We start from the raw sequence: 15,392 nt of genomic DNA on the forward strand, positions 1-15,392 counted from the left end.
CGGAGCGAGTATGTCGACCACCGTGACAGCCGCGATCAACGCGATGGGTACCGCCAGCAGGGCACGACGTGGCTCCCCTGACAAACCGTGATCTTTACCGAGTCGCCGAGAAACCATATGTCCTGGATACACCGCATCGCGCCTCGGCGCCCGCGCCGACAAGCGGCACTCCTACCGCGCCTGAGGCACCCCACGGCCGGGAGCGCCGATCACCAGGTCTGACCGTGCCGCCGAAGGCGCTCTTGCCCTGGTCGGCACGGCCCGGACACTGAACGAGCGGGCGGCCCACACCGACCTGGCCACCTGCCCACTGCCCCCGGTGGAGAACCGGCTGCCGGTGGCCATCGAGGCCGGGCGGAAGACGCCCCTTGAGCGAAGCCGAGCCTGATCGGCGGAACCCTCTCCAGCTGGGCTCGGGCATGAGCCCAGCTGCGGCGGTGCGGCCACTCACCCCGCACTACGCCGCCCTCCGCTCGCCGGTTCGCACACGTTGTCCGAGCACGTAGCCGGCCTGGAGGCGTGTCCTGGCTCCCAGGGCGTCCATGAGATCCGCGATGCGCCGCTGGCAGGTGCGCAGGGAGATGCCGAGCCGCCGGGCGATCACCTTGTCTTCGAGGCCGTTCAGCAGCAGGCGCAGAATGGCCTCGTCGATCAGGGCGGAGGTGGAGCGCGCGCTGTCGTGGTCGTAGTTGCCGTCGAAGGGCCGTGCCTCGTCCCATGCGCCGCTGAGCGTGCGCCACAGCGCTGCGACCACGGACTCTTCGCGTACGAGGCTGATCCCCTGCCCCTCCCCGACGGGGACCACGGCGACCTCGGCGTCGACGACCAGCAGCCACGCCGGAGGGGAGACGGCCGTGCGCACCTGCCCTCCGTCGCGCAGCAGTGACTCCGTCTGCTCCCGCACCCGCACGTCGAACCTGGCGGCCTCCGGCAGCAGCACCCGGAGGAGATCGGAACGCGTCCCCGCGTACCCCGGCAACGCCCCGCCGTCCAGGTCCGCGCGTTCCTCCCACGGATCCCGGGTCGGCAGGGACAGCAGGATCTCTCGCTCCGCCTCGACGGTGATCGTGGTGAGGATCCCCCGGGGCCGCTCGGGGGTCCTCGACGCGTTGTACGTACGGATGTTGTGGCTCACCCGCGAAATTGGCCCGGTACAGCGGCAGCAGGCTGTGCATCTGCTGCCGCAGCCGCTCCAGTTCGTTCTGACGTCGGCGAAGAGCCTCGTCCTGCACCGCCAGCAGTTGCAAGGAGGCGGACATCGGGCTGACGGCAACGTAGGCGTAGGTGCAGCCGTGCACCAGGTGAAGGAGCCGCAGCTGGACGAGATCCTCGATGGCCGCGGCGGCTTCCGCCTCGGAGATGCCGAGATCTCGTACACACCGCTGGATGTCGACGTACTCGCTGCGTAAAGCGAGCGTGTACACCTCGCTTGCCGCGGTGCCCGCCTGCGGGATGTCCGGCAGATCCGCTATGCCGTCGATGTTCGCGGTTCGTCTCCCCCTCGTAATCGTGCCTGACGCAAGTCGGCGGGTGCCCGGCGAGGGCGCCTGCCAGTGATTCTTCAACGGAGACAGGCCACGGACCCGACCCTGGGGCGCTTTGTTCACGCTCCCGCAACACCCGGGCAGCGCATGTCGGCCGACCGCGTCCACCATGCTGCGGACAACTGCGGCAGAGACAAGGAGATTCATGAGTAACCGTCAGCCCGAGGCGCGCTTACAGGGCCTCTGGTCCGACCTGGTTCCGGTCGCCGTTCCGTCGGAAGCGCCCACGGCCCCGCAGGGCAACGTGCTGGGGCGAATCCGCTTCACGGACGCGCCCACCGAGCCCGCTCCCGTCGACGCCACTCCCCTTCTGACCACCCACATGACGAACGAACACGTCACTGCGGTCGAGGAGATCTGGCGAACCGGCCGGCCCGTACGGGCCGGCGTCGCCGGAGACGCCGTCTTCGCCGAGGACGGCGAGCACCTCTTCTACGCGGTGCGCCTCGGCCCCCAGCCCGTGTACCGCCGACCGGTCCGCGAACTGTACGAGAATGCCCTGCGCTTCACCTGGGAGCGCGGCTACACCGACCTGGTCCGCAGCAGGTGGTCGGGTGAGTGGGCGGCGCGGCGCCAGGCCGCGGGGTGGGCGCCGTCACCGTCGAGTTCGACGGCGAGCCGCAGGGCAGGGCCGGACATGGGGTCCTACCGAGGGCACGACGAGACGGCCGGCCCGACGGGCCGACGGGGTCAGGGGCGTGCGGAAGGACAGACGGCGGAGGCGGTGCGGCAGTAGTCGACGTGCCGCCGGATGATCAGCCGCGTCCCCGTGCCGGCACCGTGTGGTGCGGCGCCACGTACGCGCATCGGGGCCTCCACCCGTCCGGGAGCGATCGCTTCAACCTACGTCGTCGACCCCGGAAGGTGTCAAGAACATTAGATGTACGCGCATACAGCAGCGCCACGGCCGGCCGGCCGGCCGGCTCCGGTGGCTCGCCGACTCCGGTGGTACCCGCCCTGGACACCATGTCCTCGTCGAGCAGGACGGCCCCTCCCATGCGGGCAGCTGACGGGGAGATGTCGTCGGGGCGCCGCTCACGGCATGCCGAACTGTCCCCCGTGCTTTGGACGATGCATGCGTACGGCGTGGACGTGCCACTCCGGCACACGGCTGGGCTCACTGGACGGCTGGGGGTACGGAAGCGGCGCGGAGGAGCAGTGCGGAGCACCGACGGCCAGTTTGTACCGTTTATCCTTCCGCGCCCCCCTTACGACCGTCCGGGGCAAGGCGCCGTCCACCCGACGCGTTTGCGAAGGACTGAAGCGCCGAAGGGTGGGCGTGCGCCGAGCAGGACAGGGCGGGACAGGCTGCGGATGATGCCATTCGCGACCGGAACAACCCTGCCTTGCCCGTGTCTTTGATGGCGTGCGCTCGTGACTGCGGGCGCACGGAGTCTTCGCCGAGAGACGGCAACTCCCCCAAGGCTCGGCCCGGCTCCTGGCTGGTCCGGCGAAGGGAGCAGGTCTGCATCCTCGACCGCGGGGACCCGCGCGTGAGGGCCTGTCGTGGCTGATCGCCAGACACGCCGGGGGCCCGGGGCCGCTCGCCGGTCCAGGGAGGCGTGACCACTCACCGGCCTCGGGATCACGACACTCAGAGCGCCCGGCTGTGAACTTCGCGCTCAGAAAGTCCTGTTGGCCTCGTTGACATGCCGCAAGCACTCGCGTTTCACTCAACACTCGTGCATGGCAACGTTGTCAGGCCGTCGGAGCGACCCGGCACCGTTGCCCCCGCCGGCGTTCCTCGTTCCCCGAGGACGTCAGCACCGATGTACGAATCGTGAACCGCTGCGGAGGCAACCGATGGTCAGACCTCGACGTTCTACGGCGCCACGTGACCGAATGAGATTCCGCCAACGCCTGGCGGTGGTGTCCGTCCTGGGCATCGCCGTACTCCCACTCCCTGCGATCGGAGGCGCCCATGCCGCGAGCGCCACGACGCCTGCCTTGGTGAAGGACCCCGCGTCCCTCGTCAACCCCCTCATCGGCACCTCCGGCGCGGTGGACACCTTTCCCGGCCCCGACATGCCGGCCGGCATGGTGCAGTGGGGTCCCGACACGACACCCGACCGCCCCTCGGGCGGCGGCTACGAGTACAACGACAACAAGATCTCCGGCTTCAGCCTCACCCACGTCTCGGGACCCGGCTGCGGCGTCGCGGGCGACCTGCCCATCCTGCCGGTGACCGGTGCGCTGTCGGGCAACCTCGGCGATGCGTCCGTCGGCTTCAGCCACGACGACGAGCAGGCGGGCATCGGGTACTACAAAGTCACGGACGCGAACGGCGTCAAGACCGAGCTGAGCGACACCACCCGGGCCGGCCTGGGCACCTTCACCTTCCCCACGGGCCGGCAGGCGAACCTGCTGTTCAAGCTCAGCGGGGGCGCCACGCAGGTGGACGGGACCCGCGTCCAGGTGGTGAACGACAAGGAGATCCGCGGCTCGATCGACAGCGGTCACTTCTGCGGCGCGAGCAACAGGTACACGCTGCACTTCGACATCAAGTTCGACCAGCCGTTCACCGCGAGCGGCACCTGGGTCGGCAGCACCATCAACTCCGGCGCGACGTCACTGAAGGCGGGCAAGGCCCAGCAGACCCTGCAGGCACACCCGTCGAAACCGCTCAAGGAGAAGCACTTCACCGTTCCCGCGGCGCCCTCCCCGACCGTGCACGGGAGGGGCCCCACGTCCACGAGCACCCCATCCCCGGCGCCCAGCGCCGACGCCGCGCCCCGGACGTCCGCCGCGAGCAAGTCCGTCCAGCCCCCCACCACGGGTGCGAACGGCATGTACCTGACCTTCGACACCTCCTCGACCCCGACGGTGAGCGCGAAGGTCGGCATCTCGTACACGAATGACGCCAACGCCGCGGACAACCTCGCCACCGAGATCAAGAATTGGAACCTCGGCGCTGTCGAGCAGGCGAACCACGACGCCTGGAACGCGGTGCTGAACAAGATCCAGACCGGCGGCGGATCCTCGGACCAGCAGGTGCAGTTCTACACCGCGCTCTACCACGCGCTGCTGCACCCCAACGTCTTCTCCGACGACAACGGCCAGTACATGGGCATGGACAACCAGGTCCACAAGCTGGCAAAGGGCCAGCAGGCCCAGTACGCCAACTACTCGGGCTGGGACACCTACCGCTCCCAGACCCAGCTGATGGCGATGGTCGAGCCCAAGGTCACCAGCGACGTCGTCACCTCGATGCTCAACGGCTACGACCAGACGGGCCTGCTGCCCAAGTGGGCCTCGAACAACGGCGAGAGCTATGTGATGGTCGGCGACCCCGCCGCCGGCATCATCGCCGACGCATACGCCTTCGGCGCCCGGAGCTTCGACACCGACAAGGCGCTCGCCGCCCTGCAGCACGAGGCCACCGCCCCGAACAACGACCGCCCCGGCGAGTCGGTGCGGGACGCGAAGGGCTACCTCCCACTGGACGAGAACGACTACGGCTGCTGCAACTTCTACGGCCCGGTCTCCACGCAGTTGGAGTACGACTCCGCCGACTACGCCATCGCCGCCTTCGCGAAGTCGCTGGGCAAGACGGCCGTCTACGACAAGTTCGCCACTCGCGCCCAGGACTGGATGAACGTCTTCAACCCGCAGACCGGCTACATCCAGGGCAAGAACAAGGACGGCCAGTTCGCGACCGGTTTCACCCCCGGCACCTCCAACGGCTTCGTGGAGGGCACCTCGGCCCAGTACACGCCGATGGTCCCGTTCAACCTGCGGCAGCTCATCCAGGCGCAGGGCGGTGCCAAGGCGTACTCGTCCTTCCTGGACGGCCTGCTCGACAACATCACGCATCCCGGCAACACCGACGCCGACCTGAGCAACGAGCCCAGCGTGGAGATCCCCTGGGAGTACGACTACACCGGCCAGCCGTGGAAGACCCAGGCGGCCGTCCGCGAGGCCCAGCAGAACCTGTACTTCAACGCTCCGGTCGGCTCGTTCGGCAACGACGACCTCGGCGCGATGAGCTCCTGGTACGTCTGGTCCGAGCTCGGCATGTACCCGGAGACCCCGGGCACGGACACCCTGGCGCTCGGCAGCCCGGCGTTCCCGGTGGCCAAGGTGTCCTTCGGCAACGGCAAGACGGTGCGGATCAACGCTCCGCAGGCCGCGCCCGACGCTCCGTACGTGCAGTCGCTCGACGTCAAGGGCAAGGAGTGGAACTCCTCCTGGCTGACGTACCAGCAATTCGCGGGCGCGGGCACAGTCGACTTCACCCTCGGCACCGAACCCGACAAGTCCTGGGCGTCCGACCCGTCGGCGGCACCGCCGTCCGACACCACGGGCGGCGACCGGGTCCTGGCGGCGACCGGCCCCTCCAGCGATGGCCTGGTGCTCCAGCCGGGCGCGTCCGATGACGGCACGCTCGACCTGACCAACCTCGGCGGCAAGGCCGTCACGGTCGACTGGAAGGCGACGGCGCCCTCCGGCATCACGCTGGACCCGGCGTCCGGCTCGGTGGCGGTGCCCGCCTCGGGCAGCGCCGAGGCGAAGGTCCATGTGACGGCGGGCACGAGCGAGGGAACCTTCCCGGTCACCTTCGCGCTGACCGACCACAGCACCGGCGCGGCGCTCAGCGGGGCCACCCTCCGCGTGGCCGTGGCCAAGGCCGGTGCGCTGTGGCCGTACGACACCAACGAGGGCATCTACCCCGACGGCACCGGCTACTCGGGCGGCTTCGACGGCGGCGGCTGGGCGTTCTCGCAGAACGCGCTGTCGGCGGCGGGAGTTACCAGCGGCTCCACCCTCACGGTCGACGGCATCTCCTACACCTGGCCGACGGTGACGTCCGGTCAGCTCGACAACCTGGAGATGGCCGGTCAGACCATCCCGATGCCGGCCGGTACGTCGGGTGCGTCGCTGGGCCTGCTGGGCTCGGCGGCCAACGCGCCGACCGACGGCAGCGGGGTCTCGGGCACGGTGACCGTCACCTACACCGACGGCACCACCTCCCGGGCGACCGTCGGCTTCTCGGACTGGACACTCAACGGCGGGTCGAGCAAGCCGCTCGCGAGTGACACGACGGCCGTCACGACGGCCTACCGCAATACCGGAAGCGGGGGTCGGGACAACGTGAAGACCTATGTCTTCGCCACGAAGGTCTCACTCGACGCGTCCAAGCAGGTGGCGTCGATCACGCTGCCGGTGACGGGCTCCACGGGCACCGACCACCTGTTCGCCTACGGCTTCGGCCAGTAAGAACTCGGCACGCGCCGACGAATGCGGGCCGGTTCCCGGGCACAAGCCCAGGAACCGGCCCCACACGGGCGCAAGCCCGCCCGGCCATCCCCTACCCGGGACCGTTCGTGGCCGCGTTCCTGCTACCGGGCAGGTCGCCGCCCGGGAGGTCGGGTGGGCGGGATGCGCGGAGGGTGGACCCGAATGGGCGCAGTCCCCGTCGAAGGGTGCGTTCAAGATGCTCGTCGTCGGTAAAGGCGGTGTTGGCCGGCGAGCCACGCCGTGACAACGATCGGACGCCCTTCACTGGATTCAAGTCTGGTGCATAAGTCCGCCGACGGCTCTCTCCCGGCCCGCCACCTTCCGGTCCGGCCCTGATCCGCCGGACACGTCTCAGGTGCCGCGCACGGCCCGCTCGGCTGCGTACCGCCCTCCGCTGCACCTCGTCACGCCAACCGGTCGTCCGCTACGAAGGACTGGGAGCGTTGGCGCCGCTCGCGGAGGTGTCCCAGGACACCGTGCGGGACAACGCCGACGTCACCGCCATCGCCCGGATCGCCCCGCCGAAGATCTGGAGACTCTGGATACCTACTGCGCCACTGGCTCCCTACGCCGGGCATCACGTGGTGAGGGTGACGGGGGGATTGATGTGACCGCCGGTCGCCTTGCCCCAGGGCTACGACACTGTGGTCATGGTGAGTTCAAACACGGCTGCCCGGAAGGTGCGCCGCCATGCGAAGGACGCGGGCACCGGACACGCGGTGTCCTGGCGCTCGAGGTCGGTCACAGCGGGTCGGTCCAGGCGGCGTCGGACCGGGTCAGCGTGAACGCGGCGATGGTTGCGGCCGCGAGGAGTATCGCGGCGAACAGCAGGGGCAGGGCCGGGCCCCCGTGCAGGATGGTGACGGCGCCGACGAGGCCGCCGGAGAACATCGCCGCCGCTGAGAGCAGACGTCGGCCGGCCTTGCTGCCACGGCCTCCGGCGGCACGACTGTCGGAGGCGATGCCGGTGATGGTGAGCGTCAGGACGGTCGTGGTCAGATCGGGTACGGCCAGCGCGCGTGCGGCGGCGTTCTGCACGCCCATGGCGAGGCCGAGCAGCGCGATCAGCGCGTACTGGCTGGTGCCCGCGTAGGGGGTGGCGGCGGCCTGGGCGACGACGTACGCCGCCAGGACCAGAACCGTCTCCACGACGAGGGCCAGATGCAGTACATGTCCGCGGTGCGCACGCGCCCCATGGGCCACGCGACCGCCCAGCAGGGCACCCACCGCGAACGCGGCGAGCGCGGCGAGCGACGCGGCCAGGGAGAAGCCCGCGGCACCGGCGATCGCGAAGCCTGAGAAGACCACGTTGCCGGTCATGTTGGCGACGAAGACATGCCCCAGGCCGAGGTAGCTGAAGGCATCCACGAGGCCGGTCACCACCGTCAGCGCGAGCATCAGCGGCGGGAGTGGGCCGTGCCGGTCCTTTCCGTCGGGGACGACGGTGGCCCATGCGTCGCGCAGTACGACCAGCATGACAACGCTCCGATTCGTGAGGCGGGCGGTTCCCGTTCAGCCTCTGGCGCGACGAGCGTTTCGTCCAACATATGGATGCGGCCGCAGCAATCGTTCACACCGATCAATAGGCCTCTCCCTGCCCCTTTGCGGCGTGCCGTCCCATCACGTCGAGGAACGCGGCGGCAGCTGGTGCCAGCCGCTTGCTGTCGTAGACCGCGCAGACGTGGTGCACCGCCGCGTCGTCCGCGAGACGGAGCGCGCGGGCGCCGTACGGCAGTACGTCGTCGGGGTTGGAGCCCAGAAGCGAGCCGGCCCCGAAGACCGTCGAGCGGGGTACGACCGTCACGCCGATGCCTCGCGCGGCCAGCCGGATCATGTCGTGGATCTGGCCGACCTGGAAGTGCCGGCCGGGTTCCACCCCGGCGCGCGCGAAGGCGGCCTCGACCTGGCGGCGCAACCCGGTGCCCGTCGTGAACTGGATGAGCTGGTGACTCTCCGGCAGGTCGGCCAGGTGCACCACGTCACGGTCGGCCAGGGCATGGTCGGCTGGAACGATCAGGACGAGGGGGTCGTCGGCCAGGATTCGACGGTCGAGCCCTTCCGGTACCTGCTGGGGGCCGAGGCCCACCACGGCGAGGTCGAGTGCGCCGGACAGGACTGCGGCGGCCATCTCGGAACTCGGTGCGTTGACCACGTGGAAGTCGATTCCCGGGTGCCGGGAGTGGTACTCGGCCATCACCTCGACCAGGTCGAACGAGGAGGCGCGCGTCTGCATGAGTCCCAGGCGCAGCCGCCCGCGTCGCAGGCCCGCCAGTGCGTCGAGTGCCGCCTGGGCGTTGTCCACGTCGGCCAGGATGCGCCGGGCCAATGGTTCGAGCAGTTCACCGGCGGCGGTCAGCCGTACCGAGCGGCTGGTACGGCTGAACAGTTGGGCGCCGACCTCCTTCTCCAGCCGGGCGATCTGCTGGCTCAGCGCGGACTGCGCGACGTAGCAGTTCGCCGCGGCCTGGGTGAAGTTACGCGTCTCGGCAACGGCGAGGAAGTACTTCAGGTGCCTCAGATCCATCCCACGCCCATCTCCTACACCGATCGATACAAGAAGAACCATGTATGGGGCCGCTTGATTGTTCCAGACCAGCCGTCGCACTGCCGTCGGACGACCCCCAAGGAGCCCCGTCATTTCCAGGAGCACGCCCGGCCACTGCTACTCCTCGGCACCCGCCCAGCGGAGTTCCAGGGCCTCGAACGCCGCGATGCGCGGTTCCGTGAGCTTCGGGCCGAGGCGGAACTGGTGGTGCTCCAACCAAGTTGCGGCGGGGGCAAGTTGGCCGGTCGCGACGCGGCGTCCGGAGTCTCGTCACACGTGGGTGACGACGCCAGACAAATGACGTCCCGTCAGGGCGAGTCCGGCTCGACATGCCCCCTCGGTTCGGGACCGAGGTGAGGGGCGCCGCTCGCGGCTTCCCCTCAGAGGCGTTCCGACACTCCTCGCACCGCCGCACCGCCCCGGCCGCCGCAAGAGATTCCCGCGGCCGCTCTTGGCACGAACTGGCGTTAAATCATGGCAACATTCCGGGACATGCACGTACATTTCCGAGCACTGCTTCGCGAGGGCATCGGCAGACGGGCCGAGGGATGAGCACGGCCGACCGCGTCGCGGTGACGCCCGGAATCGCACGACTGCACGCGTCGCCCGGACTGGCCGGGCCCGGACGGCTCGGGCTGGTGACCAACCACACCGGTGTCCTCCCCGACCTGCGCCCGGCCGCGCCCGCGCTGCTCGAGGCCGGCGCGCGACTGGTCGCCCTGTTCGGTCCCGAGCACGGGCTGCACGGGACCGGACAGGCCGGCGAGAGCGAGGCCGCGCAGGCGGACCCCACCACCGGCCTGCCGGTCCACGACACATACCGGTGCAGCGGAGAGCGCCTCGACAAACTGCTGGTCGACAGCGGCGTCGACGCCCTCGTGTACGACCTGCAGGACATCGGGGCCAGGTTCTACACCTACGTGTGGACCATGTTCGACCTGATGGTCTCGGCGGCTCGTACGGGCGTACGGTTCGTGGTCGCCGACCGGCCGAATCCCCTCGGCGGACTCGTCAGCGAGGGCCCGCTGCTCGACCCGGCGTGGGCCAGCTTCATCGGGCGCGCGGCGGTACCCGTCCGCCATGGCCTCACCTGCGGTGAACTCGCCCGGCATCTCAACGCCTCGACCGTGCCCCAAGTGGCGGGCAGTGCCGCTGACTTGATGGTGATCGAAGCGGCCGGCTGGCAGCGCGCCATGGACGCGCGGGCCACCGGCCTGCCGTGGGTCGCGCCCTCGCCGAACATCCCGACGCCGGCCACTGCCACGTACTACCCCGGCACCTGCCTGTTCGAGGGGACGAATCTCTCGGAGGGCCGTGGCACCACGCAGCCCTTCGAGATCGTCGGGGCCCCGTACATCGACGCGCGGTTCGCGCCCTCGCTCGCCGAGCTCGCCCTGCCTGGAGTGCACTTCCGTGATCTGCGGTACGTACCGACCTTCCACAAACACGCCGGACGGCCGCTGCGCGGGGTCCAGCTCCACATCACCGATCGCGAGGTGTTCGCGCCCGTGCGTACCGCCGTCGCGATGCTCGCCACGCTACGGCGGCTGTACCCGGACGACTTCGGCTGGCGCACCTCGGACGGCGGCGTGGAGGGGACCGGCCACCGTCACTTCATCGATCTGCTGTGGGGGTCCGACCGGTTGCGGCGCGCCGTGGACGCGGGCGACGACCCGCTGCCGCTGTGCGATCCACCTGCGCCGCCCGGTCGGTGGGCCGACGACGACGTGCTGCTCTACTCCTGAGACCTCCTGGCCCGCCGCCGCGACGCGTTGCCCGCTGTCATCACCAACGCCACGCCCAGCCCCGTCGCCGACGCTGTCGCCGACGCCGCGGACGACGTTCGACGCCGTCCGTGATCCGCGTATGGAAGGACAACCCCATTCATGACGACAACCCCGTCGACGACCGATCGCACGACGACATCCCGGGTCGAGATTCGTGGCTTTGGCGCGGGCGACGGCCCGGGGTTGGTGGAGGCGTGGCGCCGGAGTGCGCCGGCCGACTCCATCACCCCGGACCGCTTCCGCTCCCTGGTGCTGCTCGACGCCAACTTCGATCCGGAGGGGCTTCGGGTCGCCGTCGACGGCGACCGTGTCGTCGGCGCGGCCTACGCGGTGCGCCGGCTGACGCCGATGACCGGCACCGACCTGGAGCCGGAGCAGGGCTGGATCCCGTTCTTCTTCGTCGACCCGGCCGCCCGCGGGCGCGGCCTCGGCCGCCGGCTGCTGACCGATGTCCTCGACTGGCTGCGCAGCCACGGCCGCACCCGGGTGGACTTCTCCTCGTACACCCCGGACTACGTCCTCCCCGGCCTGGACGCCGAGGCGTACCCGGAAGCGGCCGGGCTGCTTGAGTCCCTGGGCTTTCGCACGCTGTACGAGGCGGCGGCGATGGACCGCGGGCTGGTCGGCTATCGCATCCCGGAGGACGTCGCGTGCCGCCTTGACGAACTGACGGCGCAGGGCTACCGGTTCGCCACTCCGTGCGACGACGACCTGGTGGACCTGTTCGCACTCGCCGGGAACCACTTCGGCCCTGACTGGGCGTGCACGATCCGGCAGTGTCTGGCCGCGGGCACACCGCTCGACCGGATCGTCGTCGCCCGGGCCCCTTCGGGCCGCCTGGTCGGCTGGGCGATGCACGGCACGTTCGATTCGGTGGACGAGCGGTTCGGGCCGTTCGGCGTGCTGGAGGAGATGCGCGGCACCGGAATCGGCAAGGTCCTGCTCCACCTGGTCCTGGAGCGGATGCGGGCGCGCCGCGCGCACTCCGCGTGGTTCCTGTGGACCGGCGAGCAGTCCCCGGCGGGCCACCTGTACCGCAAGAGCGGTTTCACCACGACCCGGGTGTTTCGCGTGATGCGCCGGGAGGCCGCCCGATGACGCCGTCACACCGCACCGGCGGCCTGAGCCGCCGTCACTTCGCGCTTGCGCTCCCCTCGGCGCTGCTCGCCTGCGGATCTTCCGGATGCGCCGCGCCGCACCAGGGCACCGGGCGGCCCGGGGATCCGATCGTCCTCACCCTGCTCTCCCACTACGCGAGCGGGACGCTCAAGGAGGCCCTGCAACGCCCGGTCGACGAGTGGAACGCCACTCATGACCGGGTCAAGGTGCGGACGAAGGCCGTCGAGTTCACGGACCTCCTGACCACGTTCATGGTCCGGCAGGCCGCCGGCCAGGGCGCCGACATCCTCCATCCGTACTGTCTGTGGAACGGCCAGCTCGTCCAGGCCGGCGTCCTGCGGCCCGCTCCGTCCGAGCACGCCGAGGAGATCAGGCGCGGCTACGGCGGGGCCGCGGTCAACGCTTCGTCGGTGGGGGGCAAGATCTACGGCTACCCCACCGAGGTGCAGACGTACGCCCTCTACTACAACAAGCGGCTGCTGCGCGAGGCCGGCATCGCGCGCCCTCCGCGCACCTGGCCTGAGTTGGAGGAGGCGGCCTACCGCACCGCCAGGCGGGACCGGTACGGCAACACGCTGGTCCAGGGGTTCGGGCTGTCGACCTACGACGACTCCACCACCGTCGGCCAGACGCTCGCCCTGCTCAACGCCGCCGGCGGAACGTTCGTCTCCGCGGACGGCAGGAGCACCGCCATCGACTCGCCGGCCGGCCGGGCCGTGTTCGATCTGGAGCACCGCCTCGTCGTCAAAGGTGCGAGCGCCCCGGGCGTCAACGTCTACAAGGCGTTCCAGTCCGGACAGGTGGCCATGGTGGTCAGCGCCGGCTGGTGGACCGGAAGCCTGAAGACCGAGATGGGCAAGGACTACCGCGATGTCGGCGTCGCGCCGCTGCCCGTCCCTGAGGCGGACGACAGGCGCGCCACGCTCTCCACCGGCTTCATGCTGGGGGTCAACACGGCCAGTGAACACCCGCGCGAGGCCTGGGAGTTCCTGCGCTGGCTCAACACCGAGGAGGTGAGCTTCAAGAGCGCCAAGAAGGGTGCGACGGCGACCCGGATGAGCTCCCTGCAGGTGTCGGTCGGCTCCCTGACCGGCCGCGCCGAGGACATGCGGACACTCCTGAGCGAAGGCAGCGATCCGAACCTGCGCCCGTTCCTGGACGCGCTGGCGTACGCGGTGCCGGAGCCGAACGTAGCGGGCGCGCAGCAGGCCAAGTCGCTGCTGCGCAAGAACATCGAGGCGTTGTGGACCGGTCAGCAGTCGGTCGACGAGTCACTGCGCACCATCCGCCGTCAGGTCGATCCGGAGGTGTCGCGCTCATGGTGAACGCCTTGGCGCCGGAAACGACCGAGCGGGCGCACAGCCCGCGGGACGCCGGGTCCACCGTCGACGGCCGCCGCCGGACCCGGCCCCGACGCCGCCAGGCGGTCGTCGGCTATCTCTTCCTGGCCCCGACGTTGCTGTTCTTCGCGGTCTTCCTGATCCTGCCGCTCGGCTTCGCACTGCTGCTGTCGATGTCTCGCTGGGCCGGGTTCGACCTCGGCGACATCGATCCGGTCGGCCTGGACAACTTCGCCGACCTCTTCGTGGACGGATCGACGTTCCTGGCGCCGATCCTCACCCATACGCTTCTGTTCGCCCTGGGCACCGTGGCCCTCGCGCTCGCGGGCTCCGTGCTCGTCGCCAACTCCATCGACAAGCTGCGGCTCCAAGGGCTGTGGCGCACCCTGTACTTCCTGCCGATCGTCACGACCGTCGTCGCCATCGGCAACGTATGGAAGTACATGTACGAGCCAGGCGGCCTCGTCAACGGCGTCCTCAACGCACTCGGGCTCGGCTCGGTGGCGTTCCTCCAGGACCCGGACACCGCGCTGCCCGCGGTCGTGGTCGTACAGGCATGGGCTTCGGTCGGCACAGCGATCCTCATCCTGACCGCCGGGCTGAAGTCCATTCCCGAGTCGTACTACGAGGCCGCCGCGCTGGACGGTGCCGGGCCCGTCACCGTCTTCTGGAAGATCACACTGCCGCTGCTGCGGCCGTCCCTGCTGTTCGTGTGCATCACGCAGTTCATCACCGGCCTGCAGTCGTTCGCGCTGATCATCGTGATGACCAAGGGCGGACCGGGGGACGCGACCAATGTCGCCGCGCTGGAGATGTACCGCCAGGCCTTCTCGTACGGCGACTGGGGCACTGCGAGCGCCGCAGCCTTCGTGCTGTTCGCGGTGGTCCTCGTGGTCACCCTCGTGCAGTTGTGGATCTTCCGGCGCAAGGGAGAGGACACATGATCCGCCGCCGCTTCCCGTGGTTCTCGTATCTGGTGGTCGTGACCGGCGCCGTGCTCACGGTGGTGCCGTTCCTCGACATGGTGATGACGTCGTTCAAGGGGCCCGGCGAGTCCGGCACCCTGCCGTACCGGTTCCTGCCCGAGGCGTTCGACCTGTCCAACTACCGGGCGGCGATCGACCAGCTCGATCTGCCGGTGCTCTTCCGCAACAGCGTGATCGCCACCGCCTTGATCACCGGATCGGTGCTGCTCACGTCGTCGCTCGCCGGCTACGCGCTCGCCAAACTCCGCTTCCCCGGCCGGAACTTCATCTTCCGCCTTGTGCTGTCGACGATGATGTTCCCCCCGTTCCTCTTCTTCATCCCGCACTTCCTGATCCTGGCGCACTGGCCGCTCGCGGGCGGCAACGACCTGTTCGGGCGTGGCGGCGCCGGCCTCACCGTCAGCATCACGGCGCTCGCCATGCCGTTCCTCGTCAACGGCTTCGGGATCTTCCTGATGCGCCAGTTCATGGTCTCGATCCCGGACGAGGTCCTCGAGGCCGCGCGCATCGACGGGGCCGGTGAGTTCGCCGTGTGGTGGCGGATCGTGGTGCCGCAGACCAAGCCGGTCATGGTGACGCTCGGGCTGCTGACGTTCGTCGACGCCTGGAACGAGTACATCTGGGCGCTGCTCGTCTCGACCGCCAACCCGGACGTGATGACCCTGCCCGTCGGCATCCAGCTCCTGCAGGACTACGTCGACCCGACCCGCACGATGCCCATCGTCATGGCCGGCCTCGTCCTGAGCATCCTGCCGGTCCTGATCCTCTTCCTGCTGCTCCAGAAGTACTACATCCGCGGCGTCATGCTCAGCGGCCTCAAGTAGAAAGCGTAT

10 protein-coding genes and 2 pseudogenes are annotated in these 15,392 nt (G+C 69.6%); 8 read left to right on the plus strand and 4 right to left on the minus strand.

Going from position 1 to position 15,392, the window contains the following annotated elements; translation table 11 throughout:
- Positions 1-226: 226 nt before the first annotated feature.
- Positions 227-388: pseudogene (locus tag ACZ7M3_RS37765) on the plus strand (DUF1684 domain-containing protein); the annotation flags it as partial.
- A gap of 69 nt (positions 389-457) precedes the next feature.
- Here ACZ7M3_RS37765 and ACZ7M3_RS37770 read toward each other — a convergent pair.
- Positions 458-1,135, minus strand: coding sequence for a helix-turn-helix transcriptional regulator (locus ACZ7M3_RS37770; protein ID WP_472069543.1), 678 nt, complete (start codon positions 1,133-1,135; stop codon positions 458-460).
- A 554-nt stretch (positions 1,136-1,689) separates the two neighbouring features.
- On the opposite strand from ACZ7M3_RS37770, the gene ACZ7M3_RS37775 reads away from it, so the two are divergent.
- Positions 1,690-2,280 carry a chorismate transformation FkbO/Hyg5 family protein gene (locus ACZ7M3_RS37775; protein WP_472069545.1) on the plus strand — a complete coding sequence of 197 codons (591 nt, stop codon included), beginning with the start codon at positions 1,690-1,692 and terminating at the stop codon, positions 2,278-2,280.
- Positions 2,281-3,386: 1,106 nt separating this feature from the next.
- Complete coding sequence (locus tag ACZ7M3_RS37780; protein ID WP_472069547.1) at positions 3,387-6,761, plus strand: GH92 family glycosyl hydrolase; 3,375 nt, start codon at positions 3,387-3,389, stop codon at positions 6,759-6,761.
- A 187-nt stretch (positions 6,762-6,948) separates the two neighbouring features.
- Here ACZ7M3_RS37780 and ACZ7M3_RS37785 read toward each other — a convergent pair.
- From ACZ7M3_RS37785 to ACZ7M3_RS37795, 3 genes and pseudogenes are all read right to left on the minus strand, one after another.
- Positions 6,949-7,071 (minus strand): annotated as a pseudogene (locus ACZ7M3_RS37785) (IS630 family transposase); the annotation flags it as partial.
- A gap of 452 nt (positions 7,072-7,523) precedes the next feature.
- Positions 7,524-8,258, minus strand: a complete 735-nt coding sequence (locus ACZ7M3_RS37790) for a YoaK family protein (RefSeq protein WP_472069549.1) — start codon at positions 8,256-8,258, stop codon at positions 7,524-7,526.
- 103 nt (positions 8,259-8,361) lie between these two features.
- On the minus strand, positions 8,362-9,306 hold the full coding sequence (locus ACZ7M3_RS37795; RefSeq protein WP_472069551.1) for a LysR family transcriptional regulator: 945 nt from the start codon (positions 9,304-9,306) through the stop codon (positions 8,362-8,364).
- A 569-nt stretch (positions 9,307-9,875) separates the two neighbouring features.
- Between ACZ7M3_RS37795 and ACZ7M3_RS37800 the strand changes: the two genes are divergently transcribed.
- The 5 genes from ACZ7M3_RS37800 (at position 9,876) to ACZ7M3_RS37820 (ending at position 15,383) form a co-directional block, all read left to right on the plus strand.
- Positions 9,876-11,072, plus strand: a complete 1,197-nt coding sequence (locus tag ACZ7M3_RS37800; protein WP_472069553.1) for an exo-beta-N-acetylmuramidase NamZ family protein — start codon at positions 9,876-9,878, stop codon at positions 11,070-11,072.
- A 141-nt stretch (positions 11,073-11,213) separates the two neighbouring features.
- Positions 11,214-12,212 carry a GNAT family N-acetyltransferase gene (locus tag ACZ7M3_RS37805; protein WP_472069555.1) on the plus strand — a complete coding sequence of 333 codons (999 nt, stop codon included), beginning with the start codon at positions 11,214-11,216 and terminating at the stop codon, positions 12,210-12,212.
- The gene (locus ACZ7M3_RS37810) at positions 12,209-13,558 is read left to right on the plus strand and encodes an ABC transporter substrate-binding protein (protein WP_472069557.1); all 1,350 of its coding nucleotides are present in this window, start codon (positions 12,209-12,211) and stop codon (positions 13,556-13,558) included. The genes ACZ7M3_RS37805 and ACZ7M3_RS37810 overlap by 4 nt, the downstream gene beginning before the upstream one ends.
- Positions 13,552-14,517, plus strand: a complete 966-nt coding sequence (locus ACZ7M3_RS37815; protein WP_472069559.1) for a carbohydrate ABC transporter permease — start codon at positions 13,552-13,554, stop codon at positions 14,515-14,517. Before ACZ7M3_RS37810 ends, ACZ7M3_RS37815 begins: the two co-directional genes overlap by 7 nt.
- On the plus strand, positions 14,514-15,383 hold the full coding sequence (locus tag ACZ7M3_RS37820; protein WP_472069561.1) for a carbohydrate ABC transporter permease: 870 nt from the start codon (positions 14,514-14,516) through the stop codon (positions 15,381-15,383). Before ACZ7M3_RS37815 ends, ACZ7M3_RS37820 begins: the two co-directional genes overlap by 4 nt.
- The last annotated feature ends 9 nt before the right edge of the window (positions 15,384-15,392 follow it).

The sequence above is a fragment of the Streptomyces sp. NPDC111656 genome, assembly GCF_055656965.1.